This is a genomic window from Glaciibacter kafniensis (assembly GCF_039538945.1).
Taxonomy (GTDB): domain Bacteria; phylum Actinomycetota; class Actinomycetes; order Actinomycetales; family Microbacteriaceae; genus Cryobacterium; species Cryobacterium kafniensis.
The window spans coordinates 122,501-142,100 of sequence record NZ_BAABCN010000015.1; the positions used below are offsets into that span (position 1 = coordinate 122,501).

16 protein-coding genes are annotated in these 19,600 nt (G+C 66.3%); 9 read left to right on the forward strand and 7 right to left on the reverse strand.

The window, feature by feature from the left end; all coding sequences use genetic code 11:
- Positions 1 to 40: 40 nt before the first annotated feature.
- Positions 41 to 838 (reverse strand): SDR family NAD(P)-dependent oxidoreductase, encoded by a 798-nt coding sequence (locus ABD791_RS18370; protein ID WP_345069329.1) that lies wholly within the window; start codon positions 836 to 838, stop codon positions 41 to 43.
- A gap of 54 nt (positions 839 to 892) precedes the next feature.
- Here ABD791_RS18370 and ABD791_RS18375 point away from each other — a divergent pair, with 54 nt between their 5' ends.
- Positions 893 to 1,513 carry a TetR/AcrR family transcriptional regulator gene (locus ABD791_RS18375; protein ID WP_345069330.1) on the forward strand — a complete coding sequence of 207 codons (621 nt, stop codon included), beginning with the start codon at positions 893 to 895 and terminating at the stop codon, positions 1,511 to 1,513.
- A 95-nt stretch (positions 1,514 to 1,608) separates the two neighbouring features.
- On the opposite strand, the gene ABD791_RS18380 is transcribed toward ABD791_RS18375, so the two are convergent.
- From ABD791_RS18380 to ABD791_RS18395, 4 genes are all read right to left on the reverse strand, one after another.
- The gene (locus tag ABD791_RS18380; protein ID WP_345069331.1) at positions 1,609 to 2,535 is read right to left on the reverse strand and encodes a 2-hydroxyacid dehydrogenase; all 927 of its coding nucleotides are present in this window, start codon (positions 2,533 to 2,535) and stop codon (positions 1,609 to 1,611) included.
- 325 nt (positions 2,536 to 2,860) lie between these two features.
- On the reverse strand, positions 2,861 to 4,372 hold the full coding sequence (locus ABD791_RS18385; protein WP_345069332.1) for a rhamnulokinase: 1,512 nt from the start codon (positions 4,370 to 4,372) through the stop codon (positions 2,861 to 2,863).
- Between the two features lie 145 nt (positions 4,373 to 4,517).
- Positions 4,518 to 6,611, reverse strand: a complete 2,094-nt coding sequence (locus ABD791_RS18390; protein WP_345069333.1) for a bifunctional aldolase/short-chain dehydrogenase — start codon at positions 6,609 to 6,611, stop codon at positions 4,518 to 4,520.
- Positions 6,612 to 6,750: 139 nt separating this feature from the next.
- Positions 6,751 to 7,509, reverse strand: a complete 759-nt coding sequence (locus ABD791_RS18395) for a DeoR/GlpR family DNA-binding transcription regulator (protein WP_345069334.1) — start codon at positions 7,507 to 7,509, stop codon at positions 6,751 to 6,753.
- 260 nt (positions 7,510 to 7,769) lie between these two features.
- Between ABD791_RS18395 and ABD791_RS18400 the strand changes: the two genes are divergently transcribed.
- Both ABD791_RS18400 and ABD791_RS18405 read left to right on the forward strand, forming a co-directional pair.
- Positions 7,770 to 8,570 (forward strand): SDR family NAD(P)-dependent oxidoreductase, encoded by an 801-nt coding sequence (locus tag ABD791_RS18400; protein WP_345069335.1) that lies wholly within the window; start codon positions 7,770 to 7,772, stop codon positions 8,568 to 8,570.
- A gap of 68 nt (positions 8,571 to 8,638) precedes the next feature.
- Positions 8,639 to 10,078, forward strand: coding sequence for a rhamnulokinase (locus ABD791_RS18405; protein WP_345069336.1), 1,440 nt, complete (start codon positions 8,639 to 8,641; stop codon positions 10,076 to 10,078).
- A 292-nt stretch (positions 10,079 to 10,370) separates the two neighbouring features.
- On the opposite strand, the gene ABD791_RS18410 is transcribed toward ABD791_RS18405, so the two are convergent.
- A complete protein-coding gene (locus ABD791_RS18410; RefSeq protein ID WP_345069337.1) occupies positions 10,371 to 11,351 on the reverse strand; it encodes a sugar-binding transcriptional regulator in 981 nt (326 codons plus the stop codon).
- Between the two features lie 180 nt (positions 11,352 to 11,531).
- Between ABD791_RS18410 and ABD791_RS18415 the strand changes: the two genes are divergently transcribed.
- From ABD791_RS18415 to ABD791_RS18440, 6 genes are all read left to right on the forward strand, one after another.
- Complete coding sequence (locus tag ABD791_RS18415; RefSeq protein ID WP_345069338.1) at positions 11,532 to 12,551, forward strand: NAD(P)-dependent alcohol dehydrogenase; 1,020 nt, start codon at positions 11,532 to 11,534, stop codon at positions 12,549 to 12,551.
- The gene (locus ABD791_RS18420) at positions 12,548 to 14,185 is read left to right on the forward strand and encodes a sugar ABC transporter ATP-binding protein (protein WP_345069339.1); all 1,638 of its coding nucleotides are present in this window, start codon (positions 12,548 to 12,550) and stop codon (positions 14,183 to 14,185) included. The genes ABD791_RS18415 and ABD791_RS18420 overlap by 4 nt, the downstream gene beginning before the upstream one ends.
- Positions 14,182 to 15,198, forward strand: a complete 1,017-nt coding sequence (locus ABD791_RS18425; protein ID WP_345069340.1) for an ABC transporter permease — start codon at positions 14,182 to 14,184, stop codon at positions 15,196 to 15,198. Before ABD791_RS18420 ends, ABD791_RS18425 begins: the two co-directional genes overlap by 4 nt.
- 109 nt (positions 15,199 to 15,307) lie before the next feature.
- The gene (locus tag ABD791_RS18430) at positions 15,308 to 16,378 is read left to right on the forward strand and encodes a substrate-binding domain-containing protein (RefSeq protein ID WP_345069341.1); all 1,071 of its coding nucleotides are present in this window, start codon (positions 15,308 to 15,310) and stop codon (positions 16,376 to 16,378) included.
- 139 nt (positions 16,379 to 16,517) lie between these two features.
- Entirely contained in the window at positions 16,518 to 17,129 is a 612-nt protein-coding gene (locus ABD791_RS18435) for a TetR/AcrR family transcriptional regulator (RefSeq protein ID WP_345069342.1), read from the forward strand.
- A gap of 104 nt (positions 17,130 to 17,233) precedes the next feature.
- Positions 17,234 to 17,995, forward strand: a complete 762-nt coding sequence (locus ABD791_RS18440) for an SDR family NAD(P)-dependent oxidoreductase (RefSeq protein WP_345069343.1) — start codon at positions 17,234 to 17,236, stop codon at positions 17,993 to 17,995.
- A 357-nt stretch (positions 17,996 to 18,352) separates the two neighbouring features.
- Here the strand turns inward: ABD791_RS18440 and rhaI are convergent, their stop codons facing one another.
- Positions 18,353 to 19,522 (reverse strand): L-rhamnose isomerase, encoded by a 1,170-nt coding sequence (rhaI, locus tag ABD791_RS18445; protein WP_345069344.1) that lies wholly within the window; start codon positions 19,520 to 19,522, stop codon positions 18,353 to 18,355.
- Positions 19,523 to 19,600: the final 78 nt, after the last annotated feature.

Below are 19,600 nucleotides of genomic sequence, written 5' to 3' on the forward strand. Positions count from 1 at the left end.
GCGAGACGTCACCTCGCCTCCGCCGGTCATTGTGCGTGGCTCAGCCGACCCGGGTGTTGACGATGCCGCCGTCGACGTCGAGCAGGATGCCGTGCACGAAAGACGCTTCGTCTGACACGAGGAAGCGCACCGCGAACGCAATGTCGACCGGACGAACTGGACGCCCGGCGACGGTTCCGGCAGTCATGGCTGCGAGCATGTCTGCACCGTCTGCATTGCCCGGAGTGCTCGTCACGCCCGGTGCGACGGTGTTCACGTTGACCCCGTTCGGCCCGAACTCGGCCGACCAGACGCGGGTCATCTGTTCGAGCGCGGCCTTCGAAGCGCTGTACGCCGAGCCGAGGGGCAGGCCGACCCGCGACGTGAACGAACCGATGTTGACGATCGATCCGCTGCCGCGCTCCGCCATCGCGGGGGCGAGCTCGGCGACCAGAACGTGAGGCGCGCGGATGTTTGTGGCCAACACGGAATCGAGCTCGGCATCGGTCAGGGTGACGGTGGGCACGGTCGGGTAGATGCCGGCGTTGTTCACGAGGATGTCGACCCGGCCCCCCAGGGCGGATGTCGCACCGACGACGATCTGTCGGATGTCGGCATACGACCCGCCGAGGTCGCCGACGACCGCGTGTGCGGTGCCGCCGGCGCCGACGATCGCGTTGACGACCGCCTGAGCACGACCGGCGTCGCGACCGTTCACTGCCACCTCCGCCCCGGATGCGGCGAGCACGTGGGCGATGGCCTCGCCGATGCCGCTGGTGGATCCGGTGACGAGTGCCGTGCGGCCGACGAGCCGGGAATCGCGATGCAGGGTCTGGATTTCTTCGCTATTGGACTTCATGGTCCATTCGTAGCACACTATGGACCACTCGGTCCAATGCGCTACCATCGATGTATGGGCGAAACGAAGATCACTGACCGCGGCAGGGTCACGCGACAGCGGATCATCGAGGCCACCGGGGAACAGATTCTCGCCGCCGGGATCGGCGGGACCACACTCGACACCGTGCGTGCCGCCACGCTCACGAGCAAGAGCCAGCTTTTTCACTATTTCCCCGGAGGGAAGTCCGAACTGGTGCGCGAGGTCGCCAGCTGGGAATGGACGCAGCTGGTCGCAGCGCAGGAGCCGTTCATTCGCGACCTGAGCACGTGGGAATCGTGGGATGCCTGGCGTGCAGCGCTCGTGGACTACTACCTCGGGCTCGGCAGATGGGCGTGCCCGATCGGTTCGCTCGCGACGCAGGCGGCAACAACAGATCCCGAACTCGAAATCCAAATAGGTGCGGCCATGGAGATGTGGCGCAATTGGCTGGCCAGCGGTGTCGAGAGAATGCAAGCGGCCGGCCGCGTCGAAGCGTCGGTCGATCCTCAGCGCATCGCTATCGTCATGCTCGCAGCGATCCAAGGCGGGCTGGTTCTCAGTCAGCCGCTGCGGTCGGCGTGGCCACTTGAGGCGGCCCTCGAGGCGGCTCTCGGTTCTCTGCATCGAGCATCCACAACCTCCGCCGGCTCATGACGCCGTGAACGTGCCCGGAGTGCGGCGATGGTCGAGGTGGAGAACTCTGCGTTATTGTGACAGCGCGCACAATCCGACTCAGCGGACCGACTCAGCTAGCTGCGCACGACCACATTGACCGGTGGCTCTCCGGCCAGCATCAGGTCGATTTGACGACGCAGCAGCCGGGCCATCCGCGGCATCATGGCGGTGGATGCGCCGCCCACGTGCGGGCTGATCAGCACGTTGGGTAGGGCGAAGAGTGGGTGACCGGCGGGCAGCGGCTCTGGATCGGTCACGTCGAGGGCGAGACGCAACCGGCCGGATGCTGCGTGCCTGAGCAGGGCATCCGTGTCGGCGACTTTGCCCCGCGCGATGTTCACGAGCAGAGCGCCGTTTGGCATCAGGGAGAGGAACGCCTCGTCGACGAGGTGCGCCGTCGCCGCGCTGAGCGGAACACCGACGACCACGATGTCGGCCTGCGGAAGGAGTTCGGAAAGCTCGTCGAATCCGTGGATCGGGCCGCGCTCATCGGTGCGTGCCGTGCGGGCGACGCGCACGACGTTCGTCTCGAAGGCGAGCAAACGCGTCTCGATGGCTTGACCGACGCCGCCATAGCCGAGCAAGAGCACAGTGCGGTCGGCCAGGCTTTCGTGGCGAGCCGGCGCCCAGCGGCCTTCGCCCGCGGCGCGCACGAAGTCGGGGATGCCCCGCTGCGACGCCAGAATGAGAGCGAGGGTGAGCTCGGCGGTGGACGTCTCGTGCACGGTTGCGGCGTTCGCGAAGACCTGACCGGCCGGGAGTACTGCCTCGACCCCGTCGTAGCCGATCGACTGGCTCTGCACGAGGCGCGTCGTCAGGCCATCGAGCTGTACGAGGCGTTTCGTCGCCCCCATGTACGGCTGCACCACGATGTCGATCGACGTGACCGGGGCCGGACCGGTCATGTCCCATTCGACGATCTCGACGCCGTCGGGCACCTCGCCGAGTGCGGCGCGCAGCGCGTGTCCGGGGAGGCTGACGAGGAGTCGTGGTGTGGTCATGGTTCGAGCCTAAATGGATGAGGCGCCGGTGCGCGCGAGTGGGTGTGTGTGTGTGTGTGTGTGTGTGTGTGTGTGTGTGTGTGTGTGTGTGTGTGTGTGTGTGTGTGTGTGTGTGTGTGTGTGTGTGTGTGTGTGTGTGTGTGTGTGTGTGTGTGTGTGTGTGTGCGTGTGCATGCGCGGCGGCATCCGTGGTCAGTGTCCCCTGTCGCAGAAACCGCAACTGTCACCGGATGCCGCACGACCGGTGGGGTTTTCGATGACAGTTGCGCAATCCCAACGGTTTTTGCTGACACTCACGATTGGTCGGAGCGTGCGCCGAGCTGTCCTAGCCGCGCCGCTCAGCCGCGACCCGCGGCTGGTACCGCACCGGTGCGAAGGTGCGCGCGACGAGGCCGCGCAACGATTCGAGATCCCCGGTGACGAGACCCTGCGTGCGCGCCTGCACGAGCACATTGCCGATGGCCGTCGCCTCGACCGGGCCGGCCAGCACCGGCACTCCGAGGCGATCGGCTGTGAGCTGGCAGAGCAACTCGTTCTGCGACCCGCCACCGACAATGTGCACGACATCGACGCGGCGACCCGAGAGTTCTGACGCGGTGCGCACGGCTGAGCCGAAGGCATCCGCGAGGCTCTCGATGATGCTGCGCACGAATTCGGCGCGACTCTGCGGCACCGGCAACGCGTGTTCGCTGCAGTAGTCGGCGATGCGTGTCGGCATGTCGCCTGGCGCCATGAACCGGGGGTCGTCGGCATCGAAAATCGCTACCGGCGTGGTCACTGCCGCTGCCGCAGCGAGCAGCTCGGTCAGACTGATCGTCTCGCCGCCGCGTTCCCAGGTGCGCACCGATTCAGAGAGCAGCCAGAGGCCCATCACGTTGTGCAAGAAGCGCACGTGTCCGTCGACGCCGCCCTCATTGGTGAAGTTCGCTGCGCGGCTGGCCTCGGTCAGCACGGGGTGCTCGAGCTCCAGCCCGACCAGACCCCAGGTGCCGCACGAGATGTAGGCCGAGTTCTCCGACTGCATCGGAACGGCGACGACAGCGGATGCCGTGTCGTGCGACCCGACGGCGACCACGTCGAGCGGGCGGCGCGCTCCGATCTCTGCGGCGACTGCGGGCAGCAGGGAGCCGACCGTTGACCCGGCGTCGATAAGCGTCGGGAAGATGCTGCGTGGGAGGCCGAGGCGTTCGATCAGGGTGTCGTCCCACTGACCGGCACCGGTGGTCGAGCCGGCCGCGGCCGAGCTTGCTCCGATTCGCAGCAGCCCGGTGGTCGAGGCGTTCGTGCGCTCGGCTGCCCGGGTGCCGGTCAGCCAGTAGTTCAGCAGATCGGGGATTAGCAGCATTGAGTCGGCACCGTCGAGGCCGCCGCTCAGGCGCTCGGCGGCGAGCTGGTACAGCGTGTTGAAGTGCAGAAACTGCAGGCCGTTTGCGGCGTAGAGTTCGGCCGGATCGATCAGCGCATGGGTGACGGCGACGCCGTCGGCCGAGCGCTCGTCGCGATAGTGAAACGGGTTGCCGAGCATCCGTGAGCCGCGCATCAGCGCGTAGTCGACCGCCCAGGAATCGACACCGACACTCGCGATTCCGGGCTCATCGCGCAGGGCGCTGGCCAGGCCGGCCACCGCGTTGCGGTAGAGCTCGAGCACGTTCCAGTGCAGGCCGTCGATGGTGCGCACCGGGTTGTTCGCAAAGCGGGCGACCTGGCGCAGGTGAAGTTCGTTGTGGCCGACGTGGCCGAGCATCACGCGTCCGCTGGTGGCGCCGAGGTCGATCGCGGCGACCGAGCCGGCTGCGGTGCCGGTGCCGCGGGAGATGCTCGTTCCGTCGGCGCTCACGCCACACCTCCGGCTTTCGCGACGCGGGCAGCGCCGAGTTTGACTGTTCCGGTCCAGTTTGCCCGGTGTGCCGGGGTATCTCGACCGCAACGGTCAAACTCGGCGAGTGCGACGGAGGCGCGCGCCATCTGGGGGAGCGAGCGAATCATCGGAGGAAAGCCGCCGCCACACCCGCGTCGACGGGAATGTGCAAGCCGGTCGTGTGCGAGAGGTCGCTGGAGCAGAGCGCGAACACGGCGTTGGCCACGTTCTCGGGCAGCACCTCGCGCTTGAGCAGCGTGCGCTGCGCGTAGTAGGCGCCCAGTTCCTCCTCTGGCACCCCGTAGACCGCGGCACGCTTGGCGCCCCAGCCACTGGAGAAGATGCCGGAACCGCGCACAACACCGTCGGGGTTGATGCCGTTGACCTTGACGCCGTGCTCGCCGAGCTCGGCCGCGAGCAGTCGCACCTGGTGCGCCTGATCGGCCTTGGTCGCCGAGTACGCGATGTTGTTCGGGCCGGCGAAGACCGAGTTCTTCGAGGAGATGTAGACGATGTCCCCGCCGAGCTTCTGGTCGATCAGCACGCGCGCCGCGGACCGCGACACCAGGAAAGAGCCCTTGGCCATCACGTTGTGCTGCAGGTCCCAGTCGGCGACGGTGGTCTCCAGCAGTGATTTCGAGAGCGAGAGTCCTGCGTTGTTCACGACGAGGTCGAGTCCGCCGAACGCGAGAACCGCGGCGTCGACGGATGCCTGCACCTGGTCTTCGTCTGTGACGTTCGCCTGCACGCCGATGGCGACATCCGTGCCGCCGATCTGGGCCGCAGCAGCCTGCGCGTTCGCGAGGTTCAGATCGGCGATGACGACGCAGGCGCCCTCGGCGGCCAGGCGTGTGGCGATGGCCTTGCCGATTCCGGATGCGGCGCCGGTCACGAGAGCGACACGGCTCGCCAGCGGCTTCGGTTTCGGCAAGCGCGCGAGCTTGGCCTCTTCGAGGGCCCAGTACTCGATGCGGAACTTCTCGGCCTCATCGATCGGGGCGTAGGTGGAGAGGCCCTCCGCGCCGCGCATCACGTTGATGGCGTTGACGTAGAACTCGCCGGCCACGCGGGCGGTCTGCTTGTTCGCGCCGTAGCTGAACATGCCGACGCCGGGGATCAGCACGATCAGCGGGTCGGCGCCACGGATGGCCGGCGACGCGGCATCCGCGTGGCGGTCGTAATAGGCCTGGTAGTCGACGCGGTACTGCTCGTGCAGTTCCTGCAGGCGTTCGATCGACTCCTCGACCGACGCGTCGGCGGGCAAGTCGAGCACGAGCGGGGTGACCTTGGTGCGCAGAAAGTGGTCGGGGCAGCTCGTGCCGAGCGCGGTCAAACGCGGGTGTTCGGTGCTGCCCAGAAAGTCGAGAACCACTGCGTCATCATCGAAGTGACCCACCTGCGCGCGGTCAGTCGAGACCAGGCCGCGGATGGTCGGGGCCAGGGCCACGGCCTTCGCGCGTCGTTCTGCCTCGGGTAGGGCGCCGTAGCCGTCGAGGGCCGGGCCGAAGGGCTCTGCCTTCGAGTGCGCGGCGATGTAGGCGGCGGCGGTGTCGATGATGAAGAGCGAGTTCGTCTCGGCCTCGGCCGAGGTGTCGCCCCAGGCGGTGATGCCGTGGCCGCCGAGGATGCAACCGATGGCCTGCGGGTTCGCCTCTTTGATGGCGGCGATGTCGAGGCCGAGCTGGAAGCCAGGGCGACGCCAGGGAACCCACACCACCGTGTCGCCGAAGATGGTCGCGGTGAGTGCTTCGCCGTCGGCGGCGGTCGCGATGGCGATGCCGGAGTCGGGGTGCAGGTGATCGACGTGGGCCGCGTCGACGAGACCGTGCATGGCCGTGTCGATCGAGGGGGCAGCGCCGCCCTTGCCGTGCAGCGTGTAGTCCAGAGCCGCCACCATCTCGTCTTCGCGGTCGAGACCGGGGTAGACGTTGACGAGCGAGCGCATCCGGTCGAGGCGCAGAACGGCCAGGCCGTTCTCGGTGAGCGTGCCGAGGTCGCCGCCGGAGCCCTTGACCCACATCAGCTCGACCGATTCGCCCGTGACCGGGTCGATCTCGGTGCCCTTGGCCGAGGTGTTGCCGCCGGCGTAATTGGTGTTCTTGGGGTCGGTGCCGAGGCGGTTCGAGCGGGCGATCAGCTCTGCTGCGGTCGGGTTCGTGGCGCCGAGGTGCGTGGCGGCGAGGTTCACAGCGGCGAGGTTCGTGGGCGTGCCGGACATTCGTACTCCTTCGTCGGCGCACACGAGCGCCATAGTCATACTGTTCAATCGTGTTAAGTATCACAAGAAGCAACTGAATGCGCAATGAGGGGTCCGCTGTCGTCGTGGCCACGCGGGGACGACTGGCGAAAAGGGGGTGCTAGAGCAACTCGACGAGGCCGCGATACGGGTCGAGGAGCGGGTGCGCGATGTCGAGCTCGGTGACGAGAAGGTCGACGCCCTCGAGCGCGAACCCGACGGCCATCGCCCGCTGCCCGAGCTTCGACGCCGTGGCCAGGAGTACGGTTTCGTCAGACGCCCGCGCGAACGCCTGCTTCACCTGGGCTTCCTCGAGGGTGACCTCCGAGCTGCCGACGATCGGGTCGACGGCCGCTGCCGAGAAGAAGAATCGACGGTAGAGGAGCGATCCCGCTGCCTGGCAGGCGATGGGTCCGATGAAGCTGTCGGTGCGCGACTCGGCCTGGCCGCCGATGAGGATGGCGGTGACGTCGCGGTTCTCATCGGCGAGCAGAAAGTTCGGGTAGGAGTTGGTGGCGACAGTGAGGGCGGATTCGCTCAAAAGCCGGCCGATCCCTCCGGCCGTGCTCGATGCATCGATCGCGATGGCGCCGTCTGTCGGGATGAGCGTGCGCACCTTCTCGGCGATGATGCCCTTTTCGCGGATGCTTGTCGCCGAGCGCTCGGTGAACGTCTTGGGGCGGAGCGTCGGGATGGCCCCGCCGCGCACGCGACGCAGGATGCCGGCCGCTTCCAGATCGGCCAGGTCACGGCGCACGGTCATCGACGAGACGTCGAGCTCCTGGGCTGCGTCGTCGAGACGGATGGCGCCCTCGCGTTCGAGAATTGCGGTGAGGTGGGCGCGGCGGTCCTCAGCCCCCAGTGTGCCGGTTGTTGCCATCGTGTCCCTCTGATCTTCTCTGCCGATGCGCTGCCACGTCGGCCCGTGCGCATCCTGTGCATCGGCTGCCGCACTTTCGCACACTGCCCGGGTGGGTGACTGGCGCGTCGCGTCGTTCAAACCTGTGCGCTCCAACAGAATGTCACATCGTCGACATCGGTCCAGGGGGCATCTCAACTCAACCGGCCCGAGCACGTGAGCGAGTTTGCTCAAATGAGCGGCGAATGTTTGCGTATGAGCATTGTGCCTACACTGACGGTATGTCAACGATCGAACCATTGCTCGCCGGCCGACGTGCCGTGATCACCGGTGGGGCGCGGGGCCTCGGCTATGCCATGGCGAAGGCCATTGCCGCGTCAGGGGCCTCCATTGCCCTTCTCGACCGACTCGACACCGTCGAGTCCGCGGCCGCCCGGTTGGCCGACGAGACGGGTGCCGACGCGATCGGCGTCAACGTCGACGTGACCGACGAAGCATCGGTCGAAAGCGCGTTCGACGCCGTGACAGCACGATTTGGCACCGCGGACATTCTGGTCAATAGCGCGGGGATGACCCTTGGGGCGCCGGCCATCGACACCGAAGTGGCCGACTGGAACCGGCTGTTCGAAGTCAACGTGGCCGGCACGTTCCTCACCTCGCGCACCTTTGCGCGGGCGTTCGTGGCTGCCAACGCCGGCCTTCCGGGCGCCGAGCGCGGAGTCGCGAGCATCGTGAACGTCTCGTCGATGTCGGCGTTCGCCGTGAACATCCCGCAGACCCAGGCCGCCTACAACACCTCGAAGGCGGCCGTCTCGATGCTGACGAGCAGCCTCGCGATCGAATGGCTGCCGCTCGGGATCCGCGTCAACGCGATCGCACCCGGCTACTTCGCGAGCGACATGACGCGTGACTTCGTGGCCGAGAATCCTGACATGGCCGAGGCGTGGATCTCGAAGATCCCGTCAGGGCGGATGGGGCAGCCGGATGAGCTGGGCGACCTCGTCGTGTACCTCGCGAGTGAGCGCTCTGCGTATGTCGTGGGTCAGAGTTTTCGAATCGACGGCGGCTACACCGTCGTCTGATCGGGCACGCCGGTCGCCGGTGTGCGGGGGGCTCAGAGCGGGCCGTGGCGTGCGGCTACGCTTGATTCATGCCGAAGAAGGGTCGACCAGCTGCCTCGACCCGCGTCGCGGCGTGTGACTTCGGCGGCTCGAGCGGGCGGGTCGTTGCGGGGCGGGTGAGCTCTGACGCGATCGTGATCGAGGGCCTCCACCGCTTCCCGAATGTGCCGCTGGTCACGCAGGGCGAGTTGCGTTGGAACCTCGACCGGCTCCTCACCGATGCCGCCGCTGGGCTGCGCGAACTACGGGGCGGCGAGGGGTTCGCTTCGATCGGCATCGACTCCTGGTCGAGCGACTATGCCCTGCTCCGAGACGACCGTTTTCTCGAACCGCCCTACCACCAGCGCGAACCGCGCACGCTCTCGGCGTTCCGAGACGTACATGACCGAATCGGGCAACGCGAACTTTTCGAGCGCACTGGCCAATGCGCCTTGCCGTTGATGACTCGATACCAGCTCGTCGCCGATCGTGATCGCGGGGCTCTCGAGCGAGCAGATCGGATGCTGCTGCTGCCGGATGCGATCGCTTTCCAGTTGACGGGCACGGCCGCCGCCGAGTCGACGAACGCGTCAACGACGGGTCTCGCCGACTGGCGCACTGGTTCGTGGGACGCCGAGCTGCTCAGGGAGCTTGGCCTCCCGCTGCGATTGTTCGCGCCGGTCATCGCGACCGGCTCTGACTATGGAGTGGTAAACGCGGCAGCGGCGGATGCGTTCGGCCTGGATGCGGGGACGGCCGTGATCGCGGTCGCCACGCACGACACGGCATCCGCCGTCGCTGCGATTCCCACCCCCGATGACGACGTGGCGTTCGTGTCGTCCGGCACCTGGAGTCTCGTCGGAGTCGAGACGAGGAGTCCGGTTCTGAGCGAGGCGGCGAGGCTCGCCGGGTTCACGAACGAAGGCGGTGTCGATGGCCGCAACCGCTTTCTCAGCATCTCTCCCGGCCTGTGGATTCTCAACGAATGCCTGCGGGAGTGGGGTGTCGGTCGGCCAGGGGAAAGCGCCGCTGCCGACGCGCTGCTGACCGCCGCCGGGGCTGCACCCTCGGCCGAGGTGCTCATTGACCCACGGTCCCCGGTCTTCGTGGGGCCCGGATCCATGCTCGATCGCGTGCGCTCCGAGCTCGCCGCGCAGGGTGCGCGGATACCCGACGAACGCGCCGAGCTCGTGCGCATCGTGATCGAGAGCCTCGCTGACACCTTCGCGCGGGTCGCCCTGCAGGCGGCGAGTCTCGCGGGCAAGCGTGTGCGGGCGATTCACATCGTGGGTGGCGGGTCGCGCAACGCGCTTCTCTGCAGAATGGTGGCCCAGCGCAGCGGACTGCCCGTACTCGCCGGCCCTGCCGAGGCCACGGCCATTGGAAATCTGGTGGTCCAGGCGCGGGCCAACGGTGCCATCGAGGGCGATATCACCGAGCTGCGTGACCTCGTGCGGCGCAGTTTTCCGCCCATCGTGCACGCGCTCTGAGGGGCGCCTGGCCACGTCGTTGGTCGAGGAACGAGCGCCAGCGAGCGTCTCTGAGGCAAATGGCCACTTCGTTGATCGAGGAGCAGCCGACGAAGGAGGCCGCATCTCGAGATCTCGCGAGCCAATCCTTGAACTCGGGTTGACTTCGAACATCGGCTCGCGAGGTCTCGAGACGGCCGCGGGCGGCCTCCTCGACCAACGAAATGGTCTCATTCGCCCACCACCATGCCGCGTAGCGGCCGACTCCGTCGGGCGCTACGCGATCAACGAAATTGAGTCGTCTGACCGGCTCTCAGCGTCGAGAGCGACCGGATGCGCGGGGCTCAGGTTCGCTGAGCAGCCGCTGGGCGAGCGCGGCATCGGTGATGAGCGAGGTGACAAGCCCCGACCGAAGCGCCGCGGCAACGGCCGCCGTCTTCAAGGTGCCGCCCGCGACGGCGATGACGTCAGCGATCCCACGCAGCTGGTCGGTGCCGATCGCAATCGACCGATCTTCGATGCCCTCGACCACGTTGCCGTCGCTGTCGATGAGTGTGGAGCAGATCTCAGCTTGCACGCCCTGGGCCAGGAGCTGGTCCAGGATGCCCACCTGCCGTGCACTCTCGTAGAGCTGTGAGTCAGGCGGACTCCAGCTGCCGATGGCGACGACGGCCTTCGTGACCGCGGGGAACCGCCGCATCGTATTGCGAATGCCCGGTTCGTTGCGGAGGGCGCGAGCGGTGGTGGCGTTGTCGACGATGAGCGGGGCGAAGATGGCATGCGCGCGTCCGCCAGACACGCGACTGAATTTGCCCATCACCTCGACTCCGTTCTCCGGGGTGGCCGCGGCGACGCCGGCGAGCTGCACGACCTCGCAGTCCGCGAGCGTCATGAGATGGGATGCCGTCGCGGTGAGAGTGCGCCCGGCGGTGACCCCGAGAACGTCGCCGTCGACGATGATTTCTTGCAGCAGTTCCGCCGCCGCGCGACCCAGGGCATCCTGAATGGTTTCCGGGCGCTGCTCCGGCGTGATCACGGCGAGAGCGCGGTTCAGCCCGAATCGGTCGCGGAGCCCGATCGAGAGGTCGAGGTCGACGGAGGCGTGCGGTTCGATCGTGATCGTCACGATTCCATGCTCTCTGGCCGATTCGAGCATGCGCGCGATCTTGAACCGGGAGACCCCGAGTTCATCGGCGATCTCCATGCGGCTGAGTCCGTCGATGTAGTGGCGTTTGGCCGCATAGGCGATCCGCACCCGTTCATCCGGACCCATGGTCGTCCCCGTTTCGCTCATCAGCACTCCATCGTGGTGCGCCCTCTGCCGGGCACTCCCCTCAGTCTATGCGCTCATACGAGCGCACCTCAATCTCATTCGTGAAATTGTTCTAGAGTGACCCGTTAGCACCGGCGCTTCTGCCCGGTGTGACAGCACCACTACCGACGCAGGCGGCCCCGGCCGTGAAGGGACATCGCTATGACGACACCGGTGAACATGAGGGCGAGCATCCTCGAACACACCCGATCGCTGATCGTGGCCGACGTTCCGGTGCCGGCGCTCGCCACCGACCAGGTTCTGGTCCGCATCGCCGCGGTCGGTGTCTGCGGCTCGGATGTGCACTACTTTCACGAGGGCCGGATCGGCGATTTCGTCGTCGAAGAGCCGCTGATTCTCGGCCACGAAGCCTCCGGCACCATCGTCGCGGTCGGAGCGGATGTCTCGGCTGACCGGGTGGGCGAGCGGGTGTCGATCGAACCCCAGCGTCCGTGCCGTCGCTGCCGATTCTGCACAGCCGGCCGGTACAACCTCTGTGATCGCATCGAGTTCTACGCGACTCCGCCCATCCACGGCGCCTTCGCCGAGTACGCCGTGATTCAGGACGACTTCGCACACTCCGTGCCCGACAGCATCAGCGATGACGCGGCGGCCCTGATGGAACCGCTCTCGGTCGGCATCTGGTCCTGCCGGAAGGCGGGCATCGCGCCGGGCACGAGCGTGCTGATCGCGGGCGCCGGCCCGATCGGGATCGTGATTGCCCAGGTGGCCCGCGCATTTGGGGCGACCGACATCGTGGTCAGCGATCCCGTGGCCGAGCGCCGCGAGCTTGCCCTTCGTTTCGGCGCGACGCGCGCGATCGATCCGATCAATGACGGCATCCCCAGCGCCGCGTTCGATGCGTTCATCGACGCCTCCGGTTCGTCCATCGCGGTGAAACAGGGGATCGGATCCCTTCGCGGCGCGGGCATTGCTGTACTCGTCGGGATGGGGGCAGACGACGTCAGTCTTCCGGTCTCCACCATTCAGAATCGTGAACTCGTCGTGACCGGCGTCTTTCGCTATGCGAACACGTGGCCGACGGCGATCGCGCTCGTCGCCTCGGGCGCCGTCGACCTCGACGCACTGGTCACCGGGCATTTCGGCCTCGACGACGTCGAAGCGGCACTTGAATCCACGAACTCGCCGGCCACTCTCAAGAGCATGGTGGTGCCGTCGTGACAACCGCAGCCACCGTCACCAGTGAGCACGCCACGCCCGCGCTCTCCGACGACGCACCGGTCATGCTCGAGTGCATCGATCTGCAGAAGTCCTTCGGCGGCGTGCCGGTTCTCCGTGGCGTCTCGCTTTCCCTCGCGCCCGGCACGATCACGGCGCTGTCCGGCGAGAACGGCGCCGGCAAGTCCACCATGATGAAGATCGCGTCAGGTCAATACAAGCCGGATGTGGGACGCGTGCTCGTGCGCGGGCAGGAGCTTTCGGCCGGCAACCCGAGCGCGGCGGTGGGGCTGGGCATCGCGATCGTGCCACAAGAGCTCGCCTCCGTACTCGACACGACCGTCTACGAGAACATCTTCCTGGGCCGTGAGTTGCGCACCCGGCTCGGATTGCTCGACCGCTCGCGCATGATCCGCACGGCCCGTGAACTCCTCGCGGCGTTCGGCGTCGACATCCGACCCACCGCGCGGATGGGTTCCCTGCCCGTCGGCCTCCGCCAGATCGTCGAGATCGTGAAGGCCACCAATACGGGTGCCCGGGTGCTCCTCCTCGACGAGCCGACGAGCGCGATCGCCGAACGCGAAGTCGCGCGCCTGATCGGGGTCATGCGGCAACTGCGCAACCGCGGTGTCGCCATCCTGTTCACGACGCACAAGATGGAAGAGATTCGTGAGGTCGCCGACCGTGTGATCGTTCTGCGCGACGGTGGGCTCGTGCTCGACGAGGCGCTCGTCGATCTCAGTGACGACGACATCGTGACCGCCATGATCGGCCGCGAACTCGAGGATCTCTTTCCCGAACTGCCCCCAGCCGGCACCGAGACCGTGCTCAGCCTCCGCGGCTTCGCCGTCGCCCCGAGTGGGGCGCCGCTCGACCTCGAGGTGAAGCGCGGTGAGATCGTCGGTCTCGCTGGTCTCGTCGGCGCCGGGCGCACCGAGCTCGTCGAGGCGATCTTCGGCACCCGGCCGGTCAGGGCGGGAACGATCACCGTCAATGGCCGGAATGTGCGCACCGGCAACCCGGCGGCGGCGATCGGCGCCGGTATCGCCCTCGTTCCAGAGGACCGCAAGGGTGCAGGCGCCGTGCTCTCGATGAGCATCCTGCAGAACGCGACGTTGCCGCGCCTCGGCAAGTTCAGCACCCTCGGGTGGCTGCACGGCGCGAGCCGCCGGGATGCGATCGGCGCGAGCATGAAGTCGGTCAGTCTGCGCAGTCGTGGCCTCGATCAGGAGATGGAGACTCTCTCCGGCGGCAACCAGCAGAAGGTCGTCTTCGCCCGCTGGCTCACCGACGACGTCGACGTTCTCCTCCTCGACGAACCCACCCGCGGTGTCGACGTCGGCGCGCGGAGCGAGATCTACCGGATCATCACCGAACTGAGCGCATCCGGCATGGCCGTGATCATGGCCTCAAGCGACCTGCCCGAGATTCTCAGCCTCTCCCACCGGGCGCTCGTGATGCGGGAGCAGACGGTGGTGGCCCAACTCGATCGGGCCGACCTCGCAGATCCGAACGTGCAGGACCGCATCTTTCGGCTCGCTTCCGGCATGACCCCGGCAACGACGAGCATCCCGACTTCCGGCACCCCACTCACCCCGAACGCAGACGCACAGGACTCAGAAAGCTCACGCTCATGACGAAGACAACATCAGAGATCGAACAGGCGATCCCGGCCACATCGATTCCCGGCGAAACCAGACGGTTCAGTGGCACCTGGTTCGCGGACCTCGCCATCCGCTACGCGATGGTGATCGTGATGCTCCTCATCATCGCGTTCTTCCTGTACCGGAGCGCGCGGTTCGGCACGCCGGAGAACCTCACGACGATCCTTGTCGCTGCGGCGCCGTTCGCGTTGATCGCGCTCGGGCAGACGCTCGTGATCCTGACTGGTGGCATCGACCTCTCGGTCGGCAGCGTCATCGCCGTCGCCGCTGTCTATGGAAGCATCACGGCGAAAGCCTTTCCCGATCAGGTGTGGCTGGCCCTCGTCACCGGTATGGGCGTCGGTCTCCTCGCGGGTGCCATCAACGGATTTGTCGTGGCCGTGATCAAGGTTCCACCCTTCATCGCGACCCTCGGGATGCTCACCGCGGCATCCGGGTTCGCCTACGTCGCCGGCAACGGTGCTCCGATCACCGGCCTACCGCCTGCGTTCTCGAGCATCGCGAATGCGCAGATCTTCGGCCTCACCCTGCCCGTCATTCTCATGATCGTCGGCATCATCGGCTTCGCGGTGCTCATGCGCCGCACCGCCTACGGCATGCGCGTCTACGCGGTCGGAGGCAACCCGGTGGCCGCGCAGATCGCCGGAGTGAAGGTGGGCCGCACGCTCTTCAGCGTCTATGCCATCAGTGGAGTTCTCGCCGGCATCTCCGGTGTGATGCTCGCCAGCCGGGTCACGCTCGGCGCGCCCAACCTCGGCCAAGGCTACGAACTCGACGCCATCGCGGCCGTCGTCATCGGTGGTGCCAGCCTCCTCGGCGGACGCGGCAGCGTCTGGGGCACCGCGCTCGGCCTGCTTCTGATTCAGACACTGAACAACGGCCTCGACATCTTGACCGTTCCCGCCTATTGGCAGGACGTCATCAAGGGCGCACTGATCGTCACGGCCGTTGCCGTTGACGTCTGGTCGAACAAGAGGCGTCGATAATTTCCGGTCTCGGCCCCGCCCTTCGACAGGCAGCGGCCGAGGCCGATCCACAAGCCTGTCGAAGGGCATTCCTCGCACGACCCCACTGCACACAGGAAAGAAGAATCCTATGAAGAAGAACCGCACCATCTGGCTCGGCGGCATCGCAGCCGCGGGCATCCTCACGCTCGGCCTCTCGGGGTGCGGCGCCGGCGATCCCACCGCGGGCGCCGTCAGCACCAATGCGAGCGGCCAGAAGCACCTCACCATCGGCGTGAGCGTCTACGACATGTCGTCGTTTGTGACCGAAGGCAAGGAGGGCATCGACACCTATGCCGCCGAGAACAACATCGACATCCTCTGGAACTCCGCTGGACTCGACGTCAACACCCAGGCGAGCCAGATCGACCAGTACGTGAGTGCCGCCGTCGACGCCATTGTGGTGATCCCGGTGCAGGCCGACTCGCTGCAACCCCAGATCGCTGCGGCCAAGGCTGCGAAGATTCCGTTCTTCGACGTCAACGCCTCGCTCAACAGCACAGATCTCACCGGTTCCGTGCAGCCAGACGACGTCGCCGCCGGAGAGCAGGAAGCTCAGATGATGATGGATGCGATCGGCGGGAAGGGCAACGTCATCATCCTGCAGGGTCCGCTCGGCGGCTCCGGCGAACTCAACCGCGGCAAGGGCATCGACAACGTGCTCGCGAAGTACCCCGACGTGAAGGTGCTCGCGAAGGACACCGCCAACTGGAAGCGTGACGAAGCCGTCAACAAGGTGAAGAACTGGATCTCGGCGTTCGGCGACGACATCTCAGGTGTGATCGCGCAAAACGATGACATGGGCCTCGGTGCGCTGCAGGCATTCAAGGAAGCCGGCAAGACAGGTGTCCCGATCGTCGGCATCGACGGCATCGCGGACGGCCTCGCCGCGGTGAAGAGCGGAGACTTCATCGGCACCTCGCTGCAGAACGGTACGGTCGAGCTGTCGGCCGGGGTTGCCTACGCGGCGGCCGTGGTGCGGGGCGACGAGGTGAAGAAGAACCCGATCTACCTGATGCCGGCCATCACGAAGGACAACGTTGACCAGGCGATCGACCATGTCGTGTCGAAGCGTGAAGACTTCCTCGCCGGCCTCACGACGATGACGAACGACAACCTGAAGTCGGGCGACATCGCGAACGAGGGCCTGCCGGGCCAGTAATAGCAACAGCAATGTGAAAGGCCGGGCGTCAGCGCCCGGCCTTTCTTCTGTTGCGCTCCTGCACGCTGGAGTTGACCGGCCTGAGGTCGCCGCATTCCCTCGGTTCCACTCGCGGGCCCCGGCGGGCTACTCTTCGTGAATGTCTAACACTCCTCGAGGGCGCCCGCGCAGCGAATCGACCCGGGTCGCGATCTTGACTGCCGCACGGGATCTCCTCATTGAAATCGGCTGGGACGCATTGAGCATCGAACAAATCGCGATCCGCGCGGGCGTCTCGAAGCAGACGGTGTATCGATGGTGGCGCACCAAGGGTGACGTTGTCGCAGAAGGCATCGTCGAGGGAACTATTTCGTTCTTCACCATCACGGTGGCTGACTCCGCAGACATCGCTTCCGACCTCAAGTCGACCCTGAGCGCGATGTCGACGGCCCTGACCGCACCGGGAGTCGACCCGCTACGCCGGGCCCTCATCGCGGCCGCTGCGGCGAACGAGGAAGTTGCGCTCCGGCAACACGATCTCCTCGTTGCTCCCGTGCGTGAGGGTCTGAAGCAGCGTCTCGCGCGCGCCGTTGTGTCGGGAGAGCTCAAGCCGGGAACGGATGTCGACACGATGGTCGACGCGTTGGTCGGCGCCATCTTTCACCGCATCACCAACGCGCGGGCGACGGGCGGCGACGTGTCGGAGGGACTTGCCGACCTCATTCTGTATGGCGCAGCGACAGGCACGGGGCCGACGACGCACTCGAGTTGATCGCCCTGTGATCCCTGCGTATTTGCCAGCCCGTTGTTCGATCGATACCTTTCTATTTGCGAGACTTTTTGTCTCGTAAATACTGAGGACAGAGGGTCGGACGAATGAAGAGACTTGACGGTAAGACGATTCTGATTGCAGGATCTGGCGGCATTGGCGCCGGGCTTGCGCAGCGCTGCGCGGCGGAGGGCGCGAATGTCGTGCTCGGCGATATCGATATCGCCGGGGTCGAAGCGGTGGCCGCGGGCATCCGCACTGACGGTGGGTCGATCGTCGCGACGCGACTCGACGGGGCCGAGGAAAGCTCAGTGGGCGAGGCGGTCGCCCTGGCGGTGTCGACATTCGGCGGCCTCGACGGCCTCCACGTGAACTTCGCGAGCCTGTCGGGCAATTCTGAAGACGGACTCCTCGACATGACGATGGATGAGATCGACGCGAGTCTGCGGGTCAATCTGCGCGGTTACGTGCTCTGCACGCGCGCGGCACTTCCGCCGATGATCCAGCGTGGTGGCGGGTCCATCGTCTACACGAGCTCAGGATCCGCCTATGTGGCCGAGCCCGTGCGTGTCGCGTATGCCATGGCGAAATCCGGTGGACACGCGCTCATGCGACACGTAGCTTCTCGCTACGGTGTCGACGGTATCCGGGCGAACTCAATTGCGCCCGGCGTGATCGTGCATGACCGGTTCCCGGCCGAGATTCGCGCGGCCATGGAAGAAATGACCATCGAGGCGACGTTCGTCAAGTCCCGGGTCGGGCGTCCCGAAGACATCGCCGCAGCCGGCGCATACCTTCTGTCAGATGACGCCGGTTATGTCACCGGCCAGGTCATTTCTGTCGACGGCGGACGAACGGTTCGCGCCTAGCAATTCCCGCCTGCACCTCAGCAACACTGCTGCGCAGAGACAGGAAGAACCCGTCACCGACTGGTGTCGGGTTCTTCTCTTCCACACTCCATCGCCAAGTTCACGCGACCCGATGTCAGGACTGCGTACGAGGTCTCGACGGCATCCGACCCGCGCGACGGATGTGCGGCAGAGGCGCTGACGGGCGAACTGTGCGCTGCGCGCGTTGGGTGCCGCTGCGCGCATTGGCGCCGACCCGCGTGCCGGCACCGGACCCGCGCAGCGGATGCGGCACGGCGACGGGCTCAACCAGCGGTGTGGTCGAGCCCGTCGCACCCTGAGTTCATTTGAGGGGGTGCGGGCGAGGAGAGTGCGCTCCTACGCTCCCCAACTTGCCTGCTGGCCGCCGACGCGAGCGGCCGCGATTTCTTGCTGGTACCCAGATGCAGCGTAGGCCGCCATGGGGTCGGCCGGCAGCCCGCGCGACTCACGCCAGGCGGCGAGGTCGGGACGCACATCGGTGTAGAAGGCATCCATCAGGATGCTGTTGGCGCCGAGCACATCGCCGGCGTTCTGTGCTGCGGTGAGCGCAACGGTGTCAACGAGCAGCACACGGGCCGTCATCTCCTGCACGTTGAGCACCGAGCGGATCTGGCCAGGGATCTTGTCCTCGACGTTGTGGCACTGGTCGAGCATGAACGCGACAGGGCTGTCAGCGTCGAAGCCGCGGCCGCGGTTGACCTCGTAGAGGATACGGAACAGCTGGAACGGGTCGGCCGCACCGACGATGAGGTCGTCATCGGCGTAGAAGCGCGAGTTGAAGTCGAACGAGCCGAGCTTGCCGAGGCGCAGCAGCTGCATCACGATGAACTCGATGTTGGTGCCGGGCGCGTGGTGGCCGGTGTCGAGGCAGACCATCGCCTTGTCGCCGAGCGCGGTGACCTGGGCGTATGAGGTTCCCCAGTCGGGAACATCCGTGTGGTAGAAAGCCGGCTCGAAGAACTTGTACTCGAGCACCATGCGCTGGTCGTCGCCGAGACGGGCGTAGATCTGCTCAAGCGAGTCGGCGAGGCGGTCCTGACGGCCCCGCAGGTCGCCCTGACCCGGGTAGTTGGTGCCGTCGGCGAGCCAGATTTTGAGGTCCTGTGAGCCGGTGGCGTCCATCACATCGATGCACTCGAAGTGGTGGTCGATGGCCTGCTGACGAATCGCCGAGTCGGTGTGGGTCAGGCTGCCGAACTTGTAGTCGTCGTTCTGAAAGGTGTTCGAGTTGACCGTGCCGAGCTCGACGCCGAGGTCAGCCGCAACGCCGCGGAGTGCCTGGTAGTCATCGACCTTGTCCCACGGGATGTGCAGCGCCACCTTGGGGGCCAGCGCGGTGAGTTCATTCACCTTCGCGGCATCCGCGAGCTTCTCCTGAATGGTGCGAGGGGTGCCGGGAGTTCCGAAGACCTTGAACCGAGTGCCCGAGTTGCCAAAAGCCCAGGAGGGAAGCTCGATGGCTTGCGCCTCAAGTTGAGGAGCGATGGAGGTGAAGCTGGTGGTCATGTGCGTTGTCACTTTTCTAGACGTGTCGATGATGCTGACGAGGTTTCAGTTGCACGGGCCGTGGGGGGAGTGCAACGG

What these genes read in the sequence shown, in the direction of transcription:
- ABD791_RS18370 (WP_345069329.1), bottom strand. Translation starts at nt 838, where the DNA reads ATGAAGTCCAATAGCGAAGAAATCCAGACCCTGCATCGCGATTCCCGG.
- ABD791_RS18395 (WP_345069334.1), bottom strand. Translation starts at nt 7,509, where the DNA reads ATGGCAACAACCGGCACACTGGGGGCTGAGGACCGCCGCGCCCACCTC.
- ABD791_RS18410 (WP_345069337.1), bottom strand. Translation starts at nt 11,351, where the DNA reads ATGAGCGAAACGGGGACGACCATGGGTCCGGATGAACGGGTGCGGATC.
- rhaI (WP_345069344.1), bottom strand. Translation starts at nt 19,522, where the DNA reads ATGACCACCAGCTTCACCTCCATCGCTCCTCAACTTGAGGCGCAAGCC.
- ABD791_RS18425 (WP_345069340.1), top strand. Translation starts at nt 14,182, where the DNA reads ATGACGAAGACAACATCAGAGATCGAACAGGCGATCCCGGCCACATCG.
- ABD791_RS18405 (WP_345069336.1), top strand. Translation starts at nt 8,639, where the DNA reads ATGCCGAAGAAGGGTCGACCAGCTGCCTCGACCCGCGTCGCGGCGTGT.
- ABD791_RS18390 (WP_345069333.1), bottom strand. Translation starts at nt 6,611, where the DNA reads ATGTCCGGCACGCCCACGAACCTCGCCGCTGTGAACCTCGCCGCCACG.
- ABD791_RS18400 (WP_345069335.1), top strand. Translation starts at nt 7,770, where the DNA reads ATGTCAACGATCGAACCATTGCTCGCCGGCCGACGTGCCGTGATCACC.
- ABD791_RS18375 (WP_345069330.1), top strand. Translation starts at nt 893, where the DNA reads ATGGGCGAAACGAAGATCACTGACCGCGGCAGGGTCACGCGACAGCGG.
- ABD791_RS18435 (WP_345069342.1), top strand. Translation starts at nt 16,518, where the DNA reads ATGTCTAACACTCCTCGAGGGCGCCCGCGCAGCGAATCGACCCGGGTC.
- ABD791_RS18380 (WP_345069331.1), bottom strand. Translation starts at nt 2,535, where the DNA reads ATGACCACACCACGACTCCTCGTCAGCCTCCCCGGACACGCGCTGCGC.
- ABD791_RS18415 (WP_345069338.1), top strand. Translation starts at nt 11,532, where the DNA reads ATGACGACACCGGTGAACATGAGGGCGAGCATCCTCGAACACACCCGA.
- ABD791_RS18440 (WP_345069343.1), top strand. Translation starts at nt 17,234, where the DNA reads ATGAAGAGACTTGACGGTAAGACGATTCTGATTGCAGGATCTGGCGGC.
- ABD791_RS18430 (WP_345069341.1), top strand. Translation starts at nt 15,308, where the DNA reads ATGAAGAAGAACCGCACCATCTGGCTCGGCGGCATCGCAGCCGCGGGC.